The organism is Paraniabella aurantiaca (genome assembly GCF_050309965.1).
GTDB lineage: Bacteria > Bacteroidota > Bacteroidia > Chitinophagales > Chitinophagaceae > Niabella.
On the sequence record NZ_JBLOSY010000001.1, the window covers coordinates 1,831,066 to 1,854,779 of the forward strand.

At 42.9% G+C, this 23,714-nt stretch carries 12 protein-coding genes and 1 tRNA gene; 5 read left to right on the top strand and 8 right to left on the bottom strand.

What is annotated here, in order from left to right:
- Positions 1 to 193 precede the first annotated feature (193 nt).
- The 3 genes from ACLOAU_RS07885 to ACLOAU_RS07895 are packed head-to-tail and all read left to right on the top strand — an operon-like array spanning position 194 to position 5,901.
- The gene (locus ACLOAU_RS07885; RefSeq protein ID WP_427861316.1) at positions 194 to 1,276 is read left to right on the top strand and encodes an efflux RND transporter periplasmic adaptor subunit; all 1,083 of its coding nucleotides are present in this window, start codon (positions 194 to 196) and stop codon (positions 1,274 to 1,276) included.
- Between the two features lie 18 nt (positions 1,277 to 1,294).
- A complete protein-coding gene (locus tag ACLOAU_RS07890) occupies positions 1,295 to 4,453 on the top strand; it encodes an efflux RND transporter permease subunit (RefSeq protein WP_427861317.1) in 3,159 nt (1,052 codons plus the stop codon).
- A gap of 14 nt (positions 4,454 to 4,467) precedes the next feature.
- Entirely contained in the window at positions 4,468 to 5,901 is a 1,434-nt protein-coding gene (locus ACLOAU_RS07895; RefSeq protein ID WP_427861318.1) for a TolC family protein, read from the top strand.
- A gap of 68 nt (positions 5,902 to 5,969) precedes the next feature.
- Here the strand turns inward: ACLOAU_RS07895 and ACLOAU_RS07900 are convergent, their stop codons facing one another.
- The 5 genes from ACLOAU_RS07900 to ACLOAU_RS07920 all read right to left on the bottom strand — a co-directional run bounded on the left by ACLOAU_RS07900 (position 5,970) and on the right by ACLOAU_RS07920 (position 15,265).
- Entirely contained in the window at positions 5,970 to 6,284 is a 315-nt protein-coding gene (locus ACLOAU_RS07900) for an HPF/RaiA family ribosome-associated protein (RefSeq protein ID WP_427861319.1), read from the bottom strand.
- Positions 6,285 to 6,384: 100 nt separating this feature from the next.
- Positions 6,385 to 6,819, bottom strand: coding sequence for a DUF2147 domain-containing protein (locus ACLOAU_RS07905; RefSeq protein ID WP_427861320.1), 435 nt, complete (start codon positions 6,817 to 6,819; stop codon positions 6,385 to 6,387).
- A gap of 447 nt (positions 6,820 to 7,266) precedes the next feature.
- On the bottom strand, positions 7,267 to 8,304 hold the full coding sequence (locus tag ACLOAU_RS07910) for an N-acetylmuramoyl-L-alanine amidase (RefSeq protein ID WP_427861321.1): 1,038 nt from the start codon (positions 8,302 to 8,304) through the stop codon (positions 7,267 to 7,269).
- Between the two features lie 341 nt (positions 8,305 to 8,645).
- Complete coding sequence (locus tag ACLOAU_RS07915) at positions 8,646 to 14,045, bottom strand: AAA domain-containing protein (protein ID WP_427861322.1); 5,400 nt, start codon at positions 14,043 to 14,045, stop codon at positions 8,646 to 8,648.
- A 26-nt stretch (positions 14,046 to 14,071) separates the two neighbouring features.
- Complete coding sequence (locus tag ACLOAU_RS07920; protein WP_427861323.1) at positions 14,072 to 15,265, bottom strand: M48 family metalloprotease; 1,194 nt, start codon at positions 15,263 to 15,265, stop codon at positions 14,072 to 14,074.
- Between the two features lie 340 nt (positions 15,266 to 15,605).
- On the opposite strand from ACLOAU_RS07920, the gene ACLOAU_RS07925 reads away from it, so the two are divergent.
- Complete coding sequence (locus tag ACLOAU_RS07925) at positions 15,606 to 15,740, top strand: hypothetical protein (protein WP_427861324.1); 135 nt, start codon at positions 15,606 to 15,608, stop codon at positions 15,738 to 15,740.
- 321 nt (positions 15,741 to 16,061) lie between these two features.
- On the opposite strand, the gene ACLOAU_RS07930 is transcribed toward ACLOAU_RS07925, so the two are convergent.
- The 3 genes from ACLOAU_RS07930 to ACLOAU_RS07940 form a co-directional block, all read right to left on the bottom strand.
- Positions 16,062 to 16,133 (bottom strand) — tRNA-Arg (locus ACLOAU_RS07930).
- A gap of 156 nt (positions 16,134 to 16,289) precedes the next feature.
- The gene (locus ACLOAU_RS07935; protein ID WP_427861325.1) at positions 16,290 to 17,324 is read right to left on the bottom strand and encodes a LacI family DNA-binding transcriptional regulator; all 1,035 of its coding nucleotides are present in this window, start codon (positions 17,322 to 17,324) and stop codon (positions 16,290 to 16,292) included.
- Between the two features lie 130 nt (positions 17,325 to 17,454).
- Entirely contained in the window at positions 17,455 to 19,944 is a 2,490-nt protein-coding gene (locus ACLOAU_RS07940; protein ID WP_427861326.1) for a glycoside hydrolase family 95 protein, read from the bottom strand.
- Positions 19,945 to 20,499: 555 nt separating this feature from the next.
- On the opposite strand from ACLOAU_RS07940, the gene ACLOAU_RS07945 reads away from it, so the two are divergent.
- Positions 20,500 to 23,703: a SusC/RagA family TonB-linked outer membrane protein gene (locus tag ACLOAU_RS07945; RefSeq protein ID WP_427861327.1), complete on the top strand. Its 3,204-nt coding sequence runs from the start codon at positions 20,500 to 20,502 to the stop codon at positions 23,701 to 23,703.
- Positions 23,704 to 23,714: the final 11 nt, after the last annotated feature.

Genomic DNA, 23,714 nt, shown 5'->3' on the forward strand with positions numbered 1-23,714 from the left:
TCGCCTGTCAGCAGTAACCTTTAACTATTTTAACCCTGGCCCATAAGGTCGGGATCAACCATTCGTGTAGCACTACCTGCACTACTGCTGTATTATCCTATACTTTTAAATTCAATCTTTCAATAATTTCTTTCCTGAAATAAAGCATCGGCCCCAGGTCCGGAATTCCGCTTTATAGATAATTTCCTAAAAAATGAAACGGATAGTAATCATTTATGCGTTATGCGCATTGATATACCAAACAAGCTGTAAGTCACATGCCGAAGAAAAGGCAGCAGAAGTTCAATACATTGTTACCAACCCTTTACAAATAGATACCGCTCTTAATAAAGACTATGTTTCACAGATACGTTCTGTACGCAATATAGAAGTAAGAGCACAGAGCAGGGGTTTCCTGCAAAAGATATACGTTGATGAGGGACAATATGTGAAAGCCGGGCAGTTATTATTTAAAATTATGCCGCAGGTGTATGAAGCTGAATTAATGAAGGCAAAAGCAGAAGCCAGTGCGGCTACCATTGAGCTTCAGAATGCTAAAACACTGGCCGACCAGAATATTGTTTCTAAAAGCGAGCAGGCGCTTGCCCAGGCTAAGCTGGAACAGGCCCGTGCAGAAACCAAACTGGCCCAGGCCCATTTATCATTTACAGAAATACGTGCACCTTTTAGCGGCATCATAGATCGTATTCCTTTAAAGCAGGGAAGTCTTATTGACGAGGGGGCTTTACTCACCAGCCTGTCGGACAACAGCCAGGTTTTTGCTTATTTCAATGTGGGCGAGCCCGAGTACCTGAATTACCAGAAAAACCTGCGGAAAAATGCACAGCAAAATGTTGATCTCATACTGGCTAATGGTGATGCTTTAGGCGTTCCGGGAAAAGTAGAAACCATAGAAAGTGAGTTCGATAGCGAAACGGGCAATATCGCTTTCAGGGCCCGGTTTGCTAACCCTGACGGACTGCTCAGAAATGGGGAGACCGGGAAAGTAAGGATGACAGTACCTCTTAAAAACGCAGTGGTTATTCCGCAAAAAGCTACTTATGAGTTGCAGGATCGTAAATATGTTTTTGTGGTAGATAATAAACACATGGTAAGAGCCCGCATGATTAATGTAGGTGCCGAATTACCCGATCTGTACATCGTTAGCAGTGGTCTTGCTGCTGATGACAAAATATTGCTGGAAGGTGTTCAAACCGTAAAAGAAGACCAGAAAATAGAATACCGTTATGAACAACCCCGCCAGGTAATGAATGGCCTTCATCTTAAAGCAGAGTAATTATTTAAAGAGAATTTTATGTTTGGTAAATTTATAAAACGACCGGTTTTATCGATCGTCATATCGCTCATTATTGTATTCCTGGGCATATTGGCGTTAACACATCTGCCGGTAACACAATTCCCCTCCGTGTCTCCTCCCAAGGTTAATATCACGGCAGAGTATCCCGGAGCCAATAACGAACTTTTAATTAAATCAGTAGTTATTCCGCTGGAGCGTGCACTCAATGGGGTACCGGGAATGAAGTATATAGCATCTGATGCCGGTAACGATGGTGAGGCAGTAATACAGGTGATATTTAACCTGGGCACCGACCCTAACCAGGCTTCGCTGAACGTGCAGAATCGTGTAGCTGCTGTAACCAATAAGTTACCGCCGCTGGTAATACGTGAAGGTGTTAAGATCAGCCGGGAAGAGTCGAACATGCTGATGTATATCAACCTGTATACAAAGGATACATCAATGGGAGAGAACTTCCTGTTCAACTATGCCGATATCAATATACTGTCGGAGTTAAAGCGTGTTGATGGTGTGGGTTTTGCAGATATATTGGGTAACCGCGAGTATGCAATGCGTATATGGTTGAAGCCCGACAGGATGCTGGCCTATAAAATATCTGCCGAAGAAATAATGAAGTCCTTAAATGAGCAAAGCCTGGAAGCTTCTCCTGGTAAAACGGGCGAGAGTTCCGGTAAAAGATCTCAGTCATTTGAATATGTGTTGAAGTACCCGGGCCGCTATAGTACAAAAGAAGGTTACCAGAATATCGTTGTAAGGTCGAGTTCTGATGGCGAATTGCTGCGGTTAAAAGATGTGGCCGACATTGAATTCGGAAGCTCTATGTATGACCTTTATTCCTACCTGAATGGTAAACCTTCGGCAGCTATTGTATTGAAGCAGTCTTACGGAAGTAATGCGAGTCAGGTAATAGCGGATGTAAAGGAAAAGATGAAGGAATTAAAAGATAATTTTCCCAAAGGGATGGATTACGAGATCAGCTACGACGTGTCTAAATTCCTGGATGCGTCTATTGAAAAAGTAATTCATACGCTGGTAGAGGCTTTTATTTTAGTGGGGATCGTAGTATTTGTTTTCCTGGGTGACTGGCGGTCTACCCTGATCCCGATTATAGCGGTGCCGGTATCATTGGTTGGAACGTTTGTATTTATGCAGTTCTTTGGCATTACCCTAAACCTCATTACCTTATTTGCCCTGGTGTTGGCTATTGGGGTGGTGGTCGATGATGCCATTGTGGTAATTGAAGCGGTTCATGCTAAAATGGAGAAAAGCAATATCTCTCCATTAAAGGCTACACAGCAGGCGATGAAGGAGATAAGCGGCGCTATAGTTGCCATTACCTTCTTAATGGCGTCAGTGTTTATACCGGTGGCCTTTATGTCGGGCCCGGTAGGTATCTTCTACCGGCAGTTTTCTATTACCATGGCCACGGGTATTATCCTGTCGGGTATTGTAGCCTTAACCTTAACACCTGCGCTTTGTGCCATTATGTTGAAGAACCATCATGGAAAGCTTAAGAAGAAATCATTAGTAGACCGGTTTATCGACGCTTTCAATAAACGCTTCGATCTTTTATCGAACCGGTACATGAGATTCCTCAACCGTGTGGTAAGCAGGCGTATGATCACTTTTGGATTACTGATCGCTTTTTGTGCAGGCACCTGGTTATTGAGTGGCAGTGTTCCTTCGGGCTTTATACCCAACGAAGACCAGGGAATGATCTACGCGATCATCCAAACGCCACCGGGCTCTTCGCTGGAACGGACTAATGAAATATCTGAGCGGCTGGAACGGATTGCAGAAGATGTAGATGGTGTGAAATCTGTTTCGGCCCTCGCGGGTTACGAGATACTGACAGAAGGTACGGGCGCTAACTCAGGCACCTGTTTGATCAACCTCAAAGACTGGACAGACCGGAAAGAATCTGCACAGGAAATTATTGAGCAGTTAGAAGAGAAGTCTAAAAGTATACCAGGGGCAGCTATAGAATTTTTCCAGCCTCCTGCTGTACCGGGTTATGGTGCTGCCGGTGGTTTTGAATTGCGTTTGCTGGACAAGGCCGGAAGCGGGGACTATAAGAAGATGGAAACGGTGAGCCATGACTTTGTGAAAGAGCTCAATAAGCGTAAAGAACTTTCATCGGTATTTACTTTCTATAGCGCCAGCTTTCCACAATATATGCTGAGGGTAGATAACGACCTGGCGCAGCAGAAGGGCGTTACGATAGATAACGCCATGAATACTTTGTCTACGCTCATTGGAAGTAATTATGAGACCAGCTTTATTAAATTCGACAGGCAGTACAAGGTGATCGTACAGGCTTTACCACAGTATCGTGCATTGCCAGATGATATCCTAAAGCTTTATGTAAAGAATGATCATGATGAAATGGTTCCTTTTTCTGCTTTTATGAAAATGGAAAAAGTATATGGACTTTCGGAGATTACCCGGCATAATATGTACAACGCTTCAGAGATCAGTGGTTCGGCTGCGCCGGGCTACAGTAGTGGGGAAGCTATTAACGCCATTAACGAGGTGGCGAAGAAAACGTTACCCAGAGGCTTCGGTATCGATTGGGCAGGTATTTCAAAAGATGAAGTGTCAAGGGGTAATGAAGCTATTTATATATTCCTGATATGTTTGGGTTTTGTGTACCTCATACTTTCTGCCCAGTACGAAAGTTTTATCCTGCCATTATCGGTGATCCTTTCCCTGCCAGCCGGTATCTTCGGCGCTTTTCTTTTCCTGAAACTATTAGGATTGGAAAATAATATCTACGCACAGATATCTATGGTAATGCTGATCGGGTTATTGGGTAAGAATGCCGTACTGATTGTGGAGTTTGCCGCCCAGCAACATAGTACCGGTATGACGGTTTTAAAATCGGCCATGCAGGGTGCCAAAGTAAGGTTCCGTCCTATTTTAATGACCTCCTTTGCCTTTATTGCGGGGTTGATTCCATTGGTGTTTGCGAGCGGTCCGGGCAAGATCGGAAACCGGACTATCGGTTCGGCGGCTGCAGGAGGGATGCTTTTCGGAACTGTGTTTGGGGTCATTGTTATACCCGGGTTGTATTACATTTTTGGAACCATTGCCGCCAAAAGAAAACTGATCAAAATAGAAGACGAGAATCCGTTATCGGAAGACCTGACTCATTAGTAAAATACAAGAAGATGAAAATTCGTAACATATTTGCTACGTTAGGAATGATTGGCACCTGCATGATTTATGCAGGCTGCCATGTTCCACAGGTGGCTCAAAAGCAGGAAAATAAAGAAGTGCCGGAAACTTATTCGGTTGACCAGGACACATTGAATACAGGGTTGGTAAAATGGCGCGACTTTTTTACCGATCCAAACCTGGCGGTTTTAATAGATACTGCCTTAAAAAATAACCAGGAGCTGAATATTACGTTGCAGGAAATAGAAATAGCACGTAATGAGGTTCGGGCCAAAAAAGGAGAATTGTTGCCAAGTGTCGGATATCGGGCGGGTGTTGGTATAGACAAAGCCGGACGGTATACCAGCCAGGGTGCGGGCGACGCATCTACCGAAATTACACCCGGTAAAAAAGTACCTGACTACCTTGGTGATTTTATTGTAGGTATCAACGCTAATTGGGAGGTAGATATCTGGAACAAATTACATAATGCGAAAGATGCGGAAGTAGACCGTTACCTGTCTACTATTGAAGGGAAGAATTTTGTACTATCCAACCTTATAGCAGAAGTAGCTAATTCTTATTATGAATTATTATCGCTCGACTATCAGCTGGATATTGTGAAGCAGAATATTGCCTTGCAAAAAAATGCACTTGAGATTGTAAAAGTACAGAAGCAGGCAGCAAGGGCAACGGAGTTGGCGGTACAAAAATTTGAAGCGGAAGTAAAAAGTACCCAAAGCAGGGAGTTCGAGATACGACAGGGTATTAAGGAAACAGAGAACCGGATCAATTTTTTACTGGCAAGGTATCCGCAGCCCATAGCCAGGAAAGAAACTGGTTTTATGGATTTGCCATTGGCCCCAGTCAGCACCGGCGTGCCCTCGCAGTTGCTGGCCAACCGGCCTGATATCAGGCAGGCAGAATTGGAGCTGGCTGCTTCTAAACTGGATGTGAAGGTAGCAAGGGCACAATTTTATCCCTCTTTCGATATATCGGCGATGATCGGCTTCAACGCCTTTAATCCCAGCTACCTGGTTAAGTTCCCGGAATCATTGATCACATCCCTGGTTGGCGACCTGGCAGGGCCTTTAATTAATAAGAACGCGATCAAAGCACAGTACCTTACAGCCAATGCGAGGCAACTACAGGCTGTATATAATTATGAGCGTTCCATATTAAGCGGGTATATAGAGGTGGCAAATCAGCTGTCGAACATCAGCAACCTGCAACAAACATTCGAGCAAAAACAAGAGCAGGTAAAAGTGTTAAACAAATCGGTTGATGTATCTAATGCACTGTATAAAGCAGCAAGAGCTGATTATCTGGAAGTGCTGACTACACAACGTGACGTATTGGAGGCCCGGTTGGAGTTGGCGGAGACGAAGAAAAATCAGCTGGGTGCCGTGGTAAATATATACAAGGATTTAGGAGGCGGTTGGAGATAAATATTAAAGCAGATCAGGTTGGCGTGAGCCAACCTGATTATTTTTTTGAAGGAAAAATTTTACCGGGATTAATGACTTTTCATTTTTCCGATAATCGTTTCCAGCGAAGTAGATAGCTTGCCAGCAGCACCATGGATAGCAATATCATAGTTTTCTCCATCATCTGAAACAGCAATAGGTTGTTTGCCTTTTAATCTGGCCTCGATATTACAACGTTTATCTGCGCCGGTATCTTTATGCGAATTCTGATCTGAAAGATAAACTTCAATACGGGTTAAGTGTTCTATAAAACGATCTACTTCTGCTAATACTACACCTTCTATTTTCTCCCGGTATTCGGTGCTTACGGTTAGGTTGTTGTCTGCGTTAATTTGAATGATCATACAGTAAAAAATTTATCTGAATAAATAATAATTTAATTATAGCATAAACAGGGCCAATCCTGCATTTATATAAATAAGTATGTTTAAAGCAAAACCGTGACTACTGAACACGTTGCCATACCTGGGTTCTGCCGATCAATGAAATGCCTATATATCCTCTCACTTCCAATTCATTTTTTCCCTTCGGTTTAATAGTGCATTTATATTGCTTCCCTTTTTCGGGATCCAGTATTTGTCCGCCGGTCCATTCGTCCCCATCTTTTTTTAAACCCCATAAAATGGTCATACCCTTTACGGGTTTATCTTTCCTGATTCCTGTGCAGGTAGTACAGATAGCGTTTTCCCTCCCAGACTCCAGTATTTTCACTACTTCGCCCTGCAGCTTACCGCTTTTCGTTTCGTATATGCGTACCTGCGATTTCTCTTTTCCCGTATTGTCGTCAATGGTTTTCCAGGTGCCTACAGGCGATTGACAAAAGACGTTAAAAGATAGAATGGTGAGTGCCAACAGGAGAAAGCAATTTTTTATGACCATCGTTCAGTTTTTAAGGCATTAGTAATAATGCTATTATAGCAAGTATAAGCAAAAAAGATGAGTAAAGAATAAGGGGTTTGTTAAAATAAAAGGGTAGGCCGATTCAAATAATATGTCTTGACAGAATTTGATTATTTTCATACCAAACAAAAGCTTGTGAACAGTTTCTTTCTTCTTGCCCTATTTGTGGTGTGGCTTGTTGGCATCATTCGTTATGGGCGAAAAGAGAAACGAAATGGGTTAGGTGCGGTATCATTAACGGCGATCCTATTTTTTATTATACTTCCCTTAGCAATTATTCTGTTGGTGAATTTGATAAGGCTTGTGTAAATTTCACGTGGTTGTCCAACCGTGAAAGCAATAAGCAGGTTTTTATAAACCGGCGAGCCAGGCTGGTTACCTTAATTAGATGAGCTTTTAAAGCAGATTAATAATTTTTTAAGAGCACTACATACACTTCAACGCCACATTATACAGCACTTTTTTGTCATAATCAGTGAGGCTATAAGTATTGGCTTTTTGCAGGTAATGCAGTTTGAATGCTTGTATGGCTTTTGAAGGATCGCTGACATCGTAGCCAATTAAGCGTAAAGCCCAGGTGGCATTAAAATCAGGATGCGGCTCTTTTAAATTATTGCTGTCATACCAGTAGCCGAAACCAGCATCCGCCAGCTTCTTCCAGGGGAATAATAAGCCCGGATCCTCTTTCCTGCCGGGTGTGATATCGGAGTGTGCTATAAAATTAGCTTGTGGAATCTTATATTGTTCTTTTAAGTAACTCAGTAATATAATTAAAGCATTGATCTGGACGTCGGTAAAAGCTTCATCTTTACCATTATTATCTATTTCGACACCCAGACTACAGGAATTCATGTCGGTGATACTGCCCCATTTGCTGGCACCGGCATGCCATGATCTTACATAGTCATTCAACATCTGAAATACTTTTCCATCCTTGCCTATAACATAATGAGCGCTGGACTCTCTCCCCGGCCGGGGAACGGAAAAGGTAAACAGGGTCTGCGCTACGTTGTCCTGTGCTGTATGATGCAGGATCACGAAGTTGGGCCGGCGTATATTGAAGTCAATTGCTGCATACCATTGATCGGTGTTAACGGCAGGATTTGATTTGCTGTCCGGCGTAACAGAAAGCTGTGCAATAATTGTATCAAGGTTTTTAAAATAATTGTCCCTGGCAGATGCAATTTGCAGGCTATCCGCTTTATAAAGAAAATATTGGGGCGACCGGTAAACCAATTCGGACGAGCCTGTATTCGGCAAACTACTTTTAAAGGGCGCATGCCGGGGCCGCTTATGGGCAGTCGGCGCCGGGTTTTCTTTTTCCTTAGCAACCTGCTGGCCTGTAACAGATGTATTTTGCTGCGATTGGCTAAGCACATTCGTCTTTTTGCCCATGGTAACCCTGCAGGCGTATAGCGTCAGTATCAATAGTCCAAGCATTAATTGTTTGACCATCGTTTTCATCTGTGGTTACCGGTGTTGATTTTTTGTAATGTGAATGTAATCAAAATCCCGCCAAATTCATTTGGGAAATCTTATAAAGGAAGAGTTAATAATAAACAGGCATCAAAATTATTATTACATATAGTTTACCCTCCCCTTCCAGCCAGTGGGACACTGGCCAGGGCTATGCTGAGGTTTGTGTCTCCCAAACCAGTCGGATGCATTTCAATAAAATTGATGCCGGTTTGTTCTAATGTGCTAGAATAAAAAAGGAATAGCCGATGGTACAGCTATTCCTGTAGGATGAATTTTATTCGTTTGATCGATTGCTTTTCCAAATTACAAGCTAAACGAATAGGCCGTTATTTTTCTGTATATCCGTTTGCTTCCTGTTCTTCTATTGCCGCCTTCAATGCTAACTCAACGGCTTCTTCTGTGTCAAATGATTTAACCTGTATCAATCCATTGCTACCGGTTTTCCCGGTGCGGGTAAATAACTGAAGCGCCTGAACACGTATTTCCCAAAACCTTTCATTATCAGGAGACATAAATCGACGGTAGTCATTGTCGCTGGTATTCGTCTGTCTATGATTTGTATCCGGTTCTGATTGTTGTTTTTGCCGGGGTAGGTCCGACGGCGTGTTATTTAATGTCTTTTCCAGTTGTGCAATAACCAGATCTTTATCTTCGCACCAGTCTTTAGCATATACATGAAAAACACTCCACCCAAAATTTTGCAAAACCTGTGGACGTTGATAGTACTGCTCCATGAGATCATTATTTCGGTAATGCGTTTCATCATCTACCAGTATGCCCAGGCTGTATGTATTATCCTGTACGCTTTTCTTCAATCCCAGCGAGCATTTAAAACCACTGTGGCCAATATTCTCTTCTATAAAATATCCCTTGTTTTGCAATGCTCTTTTTACATCAGCCGCTACAGCAGAAATTTCAGCAGGCAAATGACGTGTATTATGTTGCTCGTTCGCGTTCAGGCTTTTTAATATAGTTACTGCGTTGTTCATATTGCCGGTGCTCACCATTTCTGCATAATGTAGAAACCGTTTGAAATAGTTGGCGCCGGCGTTATAATCATTGGTGATGTGGTAATGACGAATACTGCTCACTACAGCCATGTGTTTTCTTGCCCGGCTAAAAATTACATTCAATCTTTTTTCTCCCCCTTTTTTATTAATGGGGCCAAAGTTCATCAGCATTTTTTTGTTAGCGTCATGGCCGTAGCATACGCTCATGATGATAATATCACGTTCGTCACCCTGTACATTCTCCAGGTTTTTAACAAATAGCCCGGTGTATTGCCCGTTATCTTTTCTGTTGAAAGCTTTTTCCAGTACCTCTTCCAACTTTTTGTCACTTAAGGCAAGCTGATCAATGGCTTCCTCTATGATGCCTTGTTGCTCCTGGCTAAAGGCTACAATTCCGATGGTGTCTTCTACTTCATCCAGTAATAACCTGCTAACCATGTAAGCAATATATTTAGCCTCATGTACATTACTTCGAGCTTCATAAATACTATTGGGCAAATAATGAAAACTAATACTACCGGTTAACAAGGCCCCTGCATTTTCAAGTCCTTCATCGGGTTTCTGTACTTCCAATAATGGCTTTTCAACAGGCTGGGTAGTTCTGTCAGGAATGGTAAGCAGACCTGCCTGGTAAAATGCATGATTAGAGTAACTGATCAATGTCTCGAACCGGCTTCTGTAATGCCAGCTTAACATAGTACTATTGAGTTTCCTGGCCCCCTGCATCAATAAGCTATCCGACTCTGAACTTAGAATTTCGTCTGCAGCTTCCCCCTCAATGATTTCGAGATCTTCCGGGTCCTGCGTTTTTGCAGAAAAGAAATTGCTGGGTGGCATTTGTTTATCGTCTCCTACTATAATACATTGAGGCGCTCTGAACAAGGCCGGTATTCCTTCTTCAAGCGTTATCTGGCTGGCTTCATCAAATATAACCACATCAAAAAAGCCGGTGTCCATTGGCAGGCTATCGCTTACGCTTAACGGGCTCATCAGCCAAACCGGCTTAATATCTTTAAGCACTTTGCCACTTTCATTGGAAGCCATTTCCCGAATGCTTTTATACCGCATGGTTTTGCCCATTTCGCGCTCCAAAATTTTACGGCCTTCGGTATAATCTTTTTTTATAGTTCGCTCTTCTGTTGAAAGTGTAGAGATGGCCGCATTACTTAAATCATAATTTTTAAGAAAAGTATTTCTTCTTTTGGCGCGAATATAGTCGCTGTTTAGCTTTAATAACTTTTTATAATCATCACCAATTTGCCGCGTAGTATCACGAAGCATAGTGGAATTTGTGGATGCAAACTGCGGGTTGCGATCTACAAGCCTTTCTAATGTTCTATGAGCCATAAGCGCTTCCGCCTGTACGGGGCTTACCGGCACCTTTCGTATAAACGACTGCATTACTTCGGGTAAAGCCGAAAACTTTTTCAGTGTAGGTAATAGATCCTTAAGCGCGCCGCTATTGTTACTGATCGATGCCAGTTCATCCTTTAGCTCGTTGCAGGTCTTATTTTCATATTCATAGAGGCATTGTTGCAGTTCCAATTCCAGTTGGTGCAATGAATTGTTGAGTTGGCTCAATTTTAATACCAGGCCATTGGCTTCAGAATGCTGAAGCAGGAAATCAACTTCCTGGTCTCCCTGTTTGCCACGTAATGTTTCAATACCGGCATATACCTGCTCTACTTCATGTATGTTGTACTTTTGTTCCAACGATTTTTTTTGAGAGCCGACTTTTTCATTGGCTTCATATTCTTTCTGCAATTGTTGCAGCACTTCAGAAAAGGATGGTTTTATTTGATGGGCTGCAAAATCATAAGATTGTTTCAACTGTTTTTTTAGTCTTCTCCAGTCTCCATTCAGAAACCCGAAAAAGGATTTCTCATGTTTTGCCGCTATATCCATGGCGCGCATTACTTCCTGCTCATCAAAGCGGTTTTGCCATTTGCTATTTCTGGTCAGCATCTGTTCGTAATCATTTTTTAATTGTTGATACTGCCTGTAGGTATCTTCAAATTCCCTGGACTCTTTATTTTGTATATCTACTAATTTCAGATTACCTGTTTTCGCCAATGGCTCCAGCACCAGCGCGTCTTCAATAAGATTTTTAATGCTTTGTAGCTTTGTAGCATGAGCGGGTGGAATGCCATATTGCCGGCTCAATTGTTGAAGCTGTTGCAGCGACTCCTGTGCATGATTGAGGATGCTGTTCATCAAACCAAAGGGATTGTCAGCATTAATCAGGCCGGTGCTTAAGTTATGAAAAGGATGGCTGGCAAAAGCCGGCTCTGCACCCGTATCATCCAATGTTTTTCCCAATTGCTCTATTACTTCACCAAATCTAACCCAATTGGCGTATTGAGGTATGTCCTGCCCTTTCGTATCAATACCCGGAATCTGGTCTTTAAGGCGCATCAGCACATCATAAAGGCTTCGTGTGGCAATGCCCGCGTCAATTGATACAGATTTCTGCTGTTCATGATACTCTTTTAAAATGTTTATATGAGCTATTAACCTCTTTAATACTTCTGCCCTTTCTTCACTTATGGCGTGTAGGTCCATTTTGTTTTTAAGAAAGTCTTCATATACGTTTTTCAGATCTTTAATGAATTCTTTCTTATCACCCTGGCTGTCGTGAATGTAGCAGCAAAGTTCTGCTAGTTGATTTTGTTGAAGCCTGTGGTAAACTACGTCAAGGGCGGCGCGTTTTTCACAAACAAATAATACCGTTTTTTCATTGGCCAGAAAATCGGCGATCAGGTTGGTAATGGTTTGGCTTTTGCCGGTACCGGGAGGGCCCTGAATAATATAGCTCTTTCCTTCGCGACTTTTAGATACAGCTCTTGCCTGGGTAGGATCCGCTTCAATTACATGATGCCATTGTTCGGGCGCATTGGGTAAAGATGGCGAATCTTCTAATTGCCGGGGTTCGCTGCTAAATAACTCGTTAAAAACCGGGTGTTCAATTTGCTGTGTGGTGACCAGGTTATAATCACTCACCAAACTCATTTTTTTATAATTGAAGTTCCCCAGCACCATATTACAAACATCGAAGTCCCAGCTATAAGGGTTGTTTTCACCATCAGCCAATGCAAACGTGCTTTTTACTGCTGAAGAAGCGGCAAAATTCGAAACATTGGGTGCCGGTATATCGTTATTTAGTAAAAACTCTAAATCACTTGCAAGTGGTTTTATTTTTTGCTGATACAATTGTAGCCCCAGGGGTTTAAAATCGTCTTTACTATAGCTATAATCTATTTGATGAAATGATGGATTGCCTTTTAGCTTTAGTCGTTTCCTGTAGTTATTAATAGTTTGCCGGGCAATATGGTGTACGATCTTTATTCTGGGCTTTTCAATGTAGTTGATTTTAACACCTTGTTTGGCTGCTTCGATCTTCGAACGAAGCAGTTCAAAAAACGCCTGCATGCTCACATCGTCAAAGTCAATACTTTCAGGCAGTTCTATTCCATACAGGTCTTTAAGAAAATTGCTCAAAACCGGGTTGATAATGGCTGCATTATCGATAATGTGTAAGGTGAACCGTTCTTCTTTCAGCGATTTTTTTCTATCTATTTCTACAGGTAGTAACAATAACGGGCTTTGAATGCGCTCGTTTGTATTTTCTTTTAAATTATGCCAGTGTAAAAAAGCCACAACAAGTTTCAGCTGGCTAAACCCAAATTCTTTTTTATCGTTTTCTGATTGAAGCCTGATGCTGTTTAATTGTGTATCGAGATAGGGATGATCTTCAAACCGCAGGTATTTGTTTAAGGAAATGTCCTTCATAGAAATGATCTGCTTTGATACTTCTTCATTCCAGGTAAATAGCAGTTGAGGATTAATGCTTTGATAATGTAGCACCATCGGTACACTGCTTACCGTAAGATTACAGAACCGGCTGTTGGCTTTATAATATAAAAGACGGTTACGCCGGCTTGTATCGAATAAACGATTACGTAGTTTATCAAGTACAAAAGTTTTGCGATCAGCATTTTTTTTAGTTTGAAAAGCAGCAATAGTTGAAAGATCTGTTTGACGTTGTGGGTCATAGTCGCGGTAATATTTCAACTGTTGAATGGCTTCTTCCAGGTCACGATACCGCTCATCCCGGTTAAGTTCCGTCATTTCTGTAACCAGCGCACAAAGTGTAGGATGTATTCTTGCATTCAAACCTGCAGGCTGATTCCGGTATACAGCGAATTGATTCAGATCTTCTATATTGTACAGATCAAGCCCCATCACAGCGCTTGCCAGTATCAGTCCGAGGCAAAAAATATCAGTTTGTGCATCATGATGGCCCAGTTTCATTTCATAACACTGGTAGCCTCTGAGGTATACCGGATGGTTAAGCGGCGCATGGGCATCCGGCTGAATATACAGGTTACTGGTTAGAGACGAATGCTGTGATACATCTGTATCTACCATGGTGCGCTCCGTGATAGCATAGCCATTTATCTGCCCTTGCTCAAGCAGCGTTTGCAAGGCCTGAAAGTTGGTTACGGGCGCATGTGTATAGTTTTCATCGATATCAAGCCTGCCATTGGTGAGAAACACCGTGTCGGGATTTTCGAATGAACCAACCATGCCGTTTTCATGAAAGCTTGCCACTTCTTCAAATAGCGGTAATACAAACTCTACCACTTCATCGGTCGACATAGGGCCATTAACAAAGGCTGATTGCAGGTATTGTTGAAAGGTGGTTACCGTGGACATAAAATATCTTGGATTAACAGGATCGGTTAAAGAGAATTTGTTTGATGCGACTGTAAGGAGGCAAGCGATTGCTTCCTAAGGTTGCTTACTTTTTTATCAGTTAGTTTACGTTCTTTTTTTACAGTGTTGGAAAAGGCTGCGCCAAGATGGAACTCATCTGCCAGTTGAAAGCAGTAACCCAATGGTATATCTTCAAGTGTGGCATCTACAGTAGTGAAGTCGTACAAAACGTAAGACAAATAATCTTTTGCACTTTGATGCAGTCTTTCTATTTGCAGGTTCAAGCCATCCGTCGGTGATACTTTTTCAGCTATTGGAATGTCGGTGTCAAATTGTTGAGCCAGCGCCATTGTTGAGGCTGTTTGCATCCATCCCGGACCTACTATTTTCTCTATAATCTGATGGGTAATATGAGTAATTTGCTCTTGCCGGAAGAGGTCGAATTCCTCAATACCGGCATTCCCCTCTATCATTTGAGTGATCTCTTTATTTGCTTCAATGCCTTTTTGGTGCCAGAGGCCTATCGCTCTTGCCCTGATGAAGTTTTCCGGATGGGAGATACCTGCTGTTTTGGTTTCTGCATCTGATGAAAAAATTTCTTCTGCCTGTTTTATATAGCTGTCTGCGTTAACTGTTTTTAATCCTGTAGCGATTTTTACGAGTGAACTGATTACTGGTTTGTAATTTTCTGTGACCATACAAGCACCTCTGTCGCAGAAAATCTCGGTATAGAGATTAAAAAGTCGGGCCGTTTCGTAATGAGCCGGGGTGCTTGCCAGGTTATTAACCACAGCGTGTACGATGCGGTCTGCTACTTCCAGGTCTCCGTTCAGCTGTGCGTAAAGTTGTACATGAGCCAATTCATGACCAATCACTGCAAGGAGTTCTTCTTCGTCCAGTAATTCGATCAGGTTTCCGCTGAAAACAATATGGGCTTCGCCTTCAATGAATGCAACAGTTGCATTCAATTCTTCTGCATGCTGCGCCTGGTAAGCCGCCACAGGAATCGTAAGACCCAATTTGTTTTTTGCTATTGCTATTTTATTATATGACCCGGTTTCATAACTTTCATCAAATCTGTACGTGTTTTTTAGCAGCTCGTTTCGCAGGTCTTTAACCTGGTCCTCCTTTTGTTGAGCCGAAGAGAAAAATTGCCAGGCTTTTATTTGTTTCTTAAAATACTGAACAGTTTTTTCGTGGTAGGGTAGAAAAGATATCATATGCTTGCTTTAAACTAATTTATGTCATATTTCTTTGTTGAATGTAATTTTTGCAGCAACATTCAACCTGCTCGTAAATATAAGCTGCTCTGCCGGCCAACGGATATGCATGTTACATTTTTTGTATAAAATAGGTTTAAAAGTTGGGGGGCAATTACGGGTTCCCGTATTCTTTGTGAAGCCGTTAGTTCATGAAAGGCCAGGACTAATATGAAACCCGGGGGCTTTCGGCATTTTCAGGGGAATACTGTTAAATGGCAGATGATGGATTCTGTTTAAAAGGATCTTGTCATCTGCACTTGCAGCCAAAAAAAAGAGAGTGTTAAAAAGGTGTTTTGAAATGAAAAAAGGAATGACCGGGATCATTCCTTTTTGTAGCCCGGACAAGAATCCCCGCCTGCTGACGCAGTCGGGCAGGGAACTTGTATCTAAAGTTTCTAAAAATTTTATCTTCTCTTCAAAAAGTAGCGGATAATTGCTTCTGCTTAAATTGATGTTATTATGGTAATTCCATCTCGCGGTACAGGGACTATTAAAGGAGCTTTGGGAAATGAAAAAAGGAATGACCTGGGATCATTCCTTTTGTAGCCCGGACAAGAATCCCCGCCTGCTGACGCAGTCGGGCAGGGAACTTGTATCTAAAGTTTCTGAAAATTTTATCTTCTCTTCAAAAAATACCGGATAATTGCTTCTGCTTAAATTGATGTCATTATGGTAATTCCATCTTGCGGTAAAGGGACTATTAAAAGGAGCTTAGGGAAACGAAAAAAGGAATGACCGGGATCATTCCTTTTTGTAGCCCGGACAAGAATCGAACTTGTATCTAGAGTTTAGGAAACTCCTATTCTATCCATTGAACTACCGGGCCAATAATATATAAAAAAGAACTCTGTACCTGGCAGTCAGGAAACTCCTGTTCTATCTACACCTGAACATACCGTTCGGTACGGGCAGGCATTGAACTACCGGTCCATTTTCTGCATTGGTGCAGAAAGGGGTGCAAATATAATAAAGATTCGGGTATCTAACGGCTATTTTGGCTACTCTCCCTGATGATAATCTCCGGGGTGAGACTTTCCAGCCTGAAATCGGTCACAGCACGCTTACTTTCAATCAGGTTCAGCAATAGTGTGGCGGCCTTTTCTCCCATTTCAAAAGCGGGCTGCCGGATCACAGAAAGCGCCGGAGCAAAAAGCGATGTGTATTTGGAATTATTAAAGCCGATCACGCCCATCTCTTTTGGTATCTGGATCTTTTCCCTTTTTAAAATGCTGAAAGTCTCTGTAGTAATTTTATCAGCCAGCAAAACCAGTGCATCGGGCTTCTTCTTCAGTTTTAATAAGTCCTTCACCGCAGTTTCCACTTCTTCCACATCAGAACCACCATGAGAGCAGTAGCGGATCAGCGATTTATCCACTACCATCTTATTATCTGCCAGAGCCTGCAGGTACCCCGCAAGGCGTTCCCTCGTAATAGCCAGGTTAGCATTGCTGGCAATAATGCCAATACGCTTAAACTTGTTTTTTATGAGATGCGTTGTTGCCTGGTAGACTCCCTGAAAGTTATCTGTAATAACCTTATGGGTATTGATTTCTTCCACCACCCGGTCGAAAAATACAATGGGCAATCTTTTTTCGTGCAACTGCCTTAAGCTGGTAAAATCATTGGTTTCAGAAGAAATGGAAATGATCAATCCATCAATCGACCTGGAGGTGAGATAGTCCAGTATCATTTGTTCCCGTTCCAGCGATTCCCTGCTTTGGGTAATGATCACATTATAGCCGTTTTTGTAGGCAATGGACTCAATGCCATTAATAACCTGGCTAAAAAAAGTATTAGCAATTTCCGATACCACTACACCGATAGATAAGGTTCTTTTCTCCTTTAAACTTAAAGCAACAGGATTAGGGCGATAATTGATTTCAGCGGCATAATCCCTGATCTTCTTTTTCGTGGCCTCACTGATTTCGTGGCTGTCCCGCAACGCACGCGACACTGTCGAAGTAGACAGTCCCAAAGCCCTGGCAATATCCTTTATGGTAGCAGCTTCAAACTTCATACAGGCATCACACCTTTGCTGCGAAGATATAGAATTATGTACAGCATACGGTGATCGGTGCTGCGATACCAGGGTTTTAACAAATAAGCACGTGTTGTGTATCAGGGCCGGTTCCTTTATATTATGTTAGTTATCTACTTACAAATTCATATGTTTTTCCCGGCATCGTTTTAATGTCAAGCAAGTTGGTTTCAGTAATGGAGTTGCCCTTTAATGGAGCCTTGTCTGATACCAGAGGCTTCGTGATTTCCGGTACAAAATAAAAAGGGTTGGGGTTTGTGCCGGAAGCCTGCAGCATCTCACCAGATGCATGAATAGCTTTTAGTGGCTGGCTCAGTCTTAACCTGCAATTACCGCCTAAACGTGAGTGTATTTTAAGATAAGTGACTTTTCCATCGGCCCATTTGATGTCCACCACAAAACCTCCCCGGGCCATTAATCCCTGTACAGCACCATTTTTCCAGTTGGAGGGGATGGCAGGCAGAATATGCAGCGCTCCATCGTGCGATTGCAATAACATTTCGGCGATGCCTGAGGTACAACCAAAATTGCCATCGATCTGAAAAGGTGGATGCGCATCAAAGAGATTGGGGTAAGTACCGCCGTTCTGTCCTTTTGTTTCAACGGGTGCAGGAGACAACTGGTCGGCTATTAGTTTATAAGCCCGGTCTCCATCGAGTAACCTGGCCCATAAATTTACCTTCCATCCCATCGACCAGCCGGTAGATTTGTCACCGCGGTATGCCAGGCTGTTCCTGGCCGCTTCAAATAATTGAGGATTTGTATAAGGCGAAACCTGGGCTGCGGGAAATAATCCATAGAGGTGCGATACGTGCCGGTGCTTGTCGTTGGGCCGGTCCCAGTCTTCCAGCCACTCCTGCAATTGGCCGTGTTGCCCTATTTGCATAGGCGGAAGGCGTTTTAGCATACCTGACACCGTATCCACGAGTGAAACATCGCTGGCCAGTATTTTAGCAGATTGTAAAAAGTTATTGAACACATCAAATACTAATTGATTATCCATGGTAGTACCGGCGCTGACACCCACACTGCTTTGGTACGTATTTTCAGGCGACATAGACGGTGCTACCACCAGCCATTTGTTTTTAGGTTCTTCCTGCAATACATCTACATAAAACAGTGCAGCTCCTTTAAGAACGGGGTAATATTTTTTCAGAAAATTTTTATCGCCCGTAAACAAATAATGCTGCCATAAATGCTGGCTCAGCCAGGCGCCGCCCATCGGCCACATGCCATAAAAGCCACCATCTACCGGGCCTGTAATTCGCCACAGATCGGTATTGTGATGCAGGTTCCAGCCACGCGCTCCATACATTTGGGTGGCACTTTCCTTACCGGTTACAGAAAGCTCCTCCAGCATTTTAAACAGGGGTTCGTGCATTTCAGGTAAAGCGGTTGCTTCGGCCGGCCAGTAATTCATCTCGGTATTGATGTTCACGGTGTATTTACTGTCCCATGGCGGACTTAGCAAATGATTCCACTTTCCTTGCAGGTTGGCAGGTTGACTGCCCGGCATCGAACTGCTGATAAGCAGATAACGGCCGAATTGGAAATACAGGGATACCAATGCCGGATCGTTGGTTTGCGAAAATGCTTTGATACGTTCGTCGGTAGGTGGATGGGCAGCATCGTTGCTGCCCAGGTCAAGGCGCACGCGATCAAAATATTTTTTATAAAGATCAATATGCTGCTGTTTCAGGCTGGTATAAGTTTTACCGCTAACTACATCGAGTCGTTGATTATTGAGTAGTACGGGATCATTGCCGAGTGTTCTATAGTCAATAAAATTGGTACTTATAGAAATAAATACGGTCAGGGCATCTGCTTTTGATACGGAGAGCAGGCTATCGTTAGCGCGTAGACTACCGCCTTCAATTACGGGTAACACCCTTACTTCATAGTGAAGTTTTCCTGTTTTATTATCTACTGATGAAGTATTTCCGGAAAGGCTTAGTTGTTTACCTTGTACCGTTTTTGTGTATTGTTTAAAAGGACTGTATAACTGAAGGTTGCAGTCAATGCTGCCTTGCCGATCGGCAGTTATGCGTACCATGATCACCCGGTCTTTTAAAGACGCGATATATTCTCTTTTGTAATTAACGCCATTGCTGGTGTAGGATACAGTCGCCACCGCACTTTTCAGGTCTAATGTTCTGCGAAAGTTAGTGATAGCGCCTTTCTCTGGAAATTGTATCAGCAGGTCTCCCGCTGTTTGATATTGCATGCCATAATTGGCGTTAGCCGGCGCCTGACGGGGGAATGCCTGGTTGGACAGGTCCTGGGCTTCCTTATACGCTCCTTTAAACAGGAGCGCACGTATATCGCGAATAGGCGCTGCCACCTCAGGCAATAGATTATTGCCCGGTTCTCCTGCCCATATTGTTTCTTCGTTTAACTGTATCCTTTCTTTTAGCGGATCGCCAAATATCATCGCCGCCAGCGGGCCGTTACCTATAGGTAATGCCTCATTCCAGTTGGATGCCGCCCGGTTGTACCATAATGTTGATCTGCCATCGGCAGGAGTTTGTGCATGTACCGGCGATAACAGGATTTGCGCCAGCAATAAAAGAAGTAGCAGGGAGGGTTTGGGGTGATGCATAATTGTTATAAAAAGTGAGATTAAATCTATTTGGGCGATCGTTGTTTGTAAATAAAGTTTAAAAGTAAGGTTTAAAAACAGATTTTGTAACCGTTTTTATAAACTATTCATTTTTGGGGTTGAAAGAACGCAACCAATGTTCGGTTCGGTTCAACTCTAAATATATTGTAGCGTAATACGGAGTTATCTCTGTTTATGATTTTTTAATCGGGTGTTCTTACTTCTCAATGTTATACATGCGTTTTTTTTAATAAAGCCATGGTACTAATGTGTGTTACCTGACATATCGTGAAGTGTAGATTGGCAGGCGCTTTAAACGTATATCGGGTGCTAAAAAATTACTGTTTTATTAAACCGCACCTCTTTGTTTTTTTCAAAAAAAGCTTATCAGGCAGGAACGGAAACGTTTGCGTAAATAAATCTATCCTGCACCAACCTGCTTCAGAAAAAAAAGAACTACACTTGCTGAACGATTGAGTATTCTCCGGTCTAAAAATGAAACCGATTGCGTATTTGTTGTGATTCCGGAGTTTTAAAACTAAAATTAAAAGCCACATGAACAGATTATTGCTTATGCTATTGACGGTCTTTTTTTGCACGATAGTGAATGCACAAACAAAAAAGATCTCAGGTACGGTAGTGGATGACGACAAACTTCCTTTGCAAGGTGTTACCGTTGCAGTAAAAGACGGCGTTGCTATAACTCAAACGGATGCTGCCGGTAAATTCTCAATTAATGTTCCGGCCGGGGATACTGCCCACCTGGTGTTTTCTTCTACAGGCTACATGGGCCAGACAGTAATAGCAACCGAGGGAATGCATGTGTCCCTGGTAAAAAATATTGTTGCCGGTGATGATGTGGTAATCATCGGATACGGCTCCGCCACATCTGTAAAAAGCCTGACCGGCTCTGTTTCCTCCGTTTCCGGAAAAATGCTGGCCCGCGTTCCGGTATCATCGGCAGCAGAAGCCCTGCAGGGTAAGGCTGCGGGCGTGCAGGTTACAGTAGCAGATGGTGAGCCCGGTGCCGAGATCAATATTCGAATCAGGGGTGGTACTTCTGTTACCCAAAGTAATGCGCCTCTTTTTATCGTAGATGGTTTCCAGGTGCCCAATATTAATGATATACCTCCAACAGATATACAGAGTATCGACATCCTTAAGGATGCATCTTTAACGGCCATTTACGGCGCCCGTGGTGGTAACGGGGTGGTGGTGGTTACCACCAAGCGCGCCCAGGCAGGTAAATTAACGGTGACATTCAACCATAATACACAGGTAAGAACCCTGGCAAGAAAAATAGAAGTGATGGATCCTTACGAATTTGTAAAAATTCAGTATGAAGCGGTAGTCGGTAATAATACCAACCGCCAACGATTCCGCGGAAACTTCGGTAACCCAATGGATTTCGATCTTTATAAACGTTTCGAAGGGAATGACTGGCAGGATGAGATTTTGGGAGGTAACCCGTTGAGCCATATGTATAACATAACACTCAATGGCGGTACACAAACCATGAGGTACAATACCAGTGTAACCCATCACGAAGAGAATGGTGTATTGATGGGGTCCGGCTTTTCGCGAACCAATGTGCTTACGAAATTTGAAGCCGATCTTTCTAAAAAAGTAAAAGTGCAGATCGTGCCCCGTTTTACCTATACAAAGAGAAAAGGTGGTGGAGCAAGTGCAGTAGGAGCGGGCGGTTTAATAGGTGTACTTCGTTACCGTCCTACCAACGGGTTGCGCGAATTTTCGCACCTGCCGCCAGAAGATATCGATCCGGATGAGGAAAGACTGTTTGAATACAATAATCCCCGTGGAGACCTGGAGCAAAACTACTTAAGAGATAATAACTACTCGTTCTCTAACCAGGCTATGCTTGACTGGAAGATATTAAAGAACCTGACCTTCCGTTCTGTCGGCTCTCAAAATATGTCCTTTGGTTACCTGGATCAATTTTGGGGCGATCTAACGCGGGATGCGATCACTAATAACGGTTTGCCCTTAACACAAATGAGTACGTCGAGAGGAAGCCGGTATCAATGGTCGAACACATTAGAGTATCGGGGTTCGAAAGACAAACATAATTATCAGGTAGTAGCTGGTCAGGAAATTCTGAGTTCAAAGGGATTTACAACTTCCCAGCGTTCCCGCTATTTTCCAAAAGATGTTGAACCTGAAAGGGCTTTGAGAAATTTAGGCCTGGGTACCCCATGGCAGGCAACATCATTTATGAGCTCACCGGTGCGCCTTTCATCTTATTTCGCACAGGTGAATTACGATTTTGAAAAAAGATACCTGCTCTCGCTTACCTACCGGGCCGATGGATCTACCCGGTTTGCACCAGGCAATCAATGGGGACATTTTCCTGCTGTTTCCGGTGCCTGGATAGCAACCAACGAAAAGTTTATGGAGCGGCAAAACTTATTCTCGCAGCTTAAAGTACGCGCTGCATACGGGCTTACAGGGAATAATGAAATTGAGGACGATATGTGGCGCTACCAGTATAGAATTAATACCGGTGGTGGACCAGGCTGGGGTGAAACCAATGAAACAGGGTATGAGTATTACACCAACACAGGCGGTTCTACACTACCCAATCCTAATATCAAGTGGGAAACATCTATCAAGCGTAACCTGGCACTCGACATCGGGCTTTTTAAAGATCGCGTCACCATTACGCCGGAGTATTATGTCAACACGACCAAGGATTTATTGTATGAAAGCAATATTCCTACAACCACGGGCTATGTAAAGCAAATGCAGAATATAGGCCAGGTAACCAACCGCGGTTTTGAACTAACCATCAATGCGCAGATCATCCAGAAACAAAAAGCCTACTTCAATACAACCTTCACCTTTGGTGCCAACAAAAAAACGATTGACAAGTTAAACGGAACTGAGGATGTTATATGGATGACATCGCCACGCTGGAATTCATCTGATGCTGACTATATGATTAAAGTGGGCGATCAGCTGGGCCTTATATATGGTTATGTATATGATGGCATTTACAGGTTTGATGAGTTCGACCTGCAAGGTCTTAACTATGTGGCCAAACCAGGAACGGTAAATAACGATGCGCTTTTTGGCACACAACCCGGCCGGCCGAAATTTAAAAACTTTGTAGATGCCGAGGGCGAAAATAACGTTGTCAATGAAAGAGATAAAGTAGTTATAGGAAATACCAACCCCAAGTTTAGCGGAGGTTTAAACCTGTCAGGTGGCTTGGGAAACTTCGATATGTCGGCCAACTTCTTTTTCATGTATGGGTTTGATGTGAATAACGCAACACGCTATACCCTGTCATCATTTGAAGGCAACGTTAATAACTACTTCAATATACTGCCTGAGTTTAACTCAGACAAACGTTGGAGATATGCAGACGATGTGTATGGAGACAGGATGGTGAGTAATGCCAATTATGTTACTCAGTACCAGGAAGTAAATGCCAATGCTACCATTTTTAATCCGGTAGATATCGGGAAAAAAGTTACTCACTCTTACTTCATAGAAGATGGTTCTTTCCTGCGCTTACAAGATGTAACGTTAGGATATCGATTGCCACAAGGCCTCCTCAACCGCATGAAGATTAATAACCTGCGGATATTTTTCAGTGGCTATAACTTATTCCTGTTGACTAAGTACACCGGATATGATCCTGAGGTGGATGTGCAAACATCATTGACGCCGGGAATTGACTACAATCGTTATCCAAGAAGCCGGAACTTCTTAGCGGGCATCAACATTACATTTTAATCTGGTTTAAA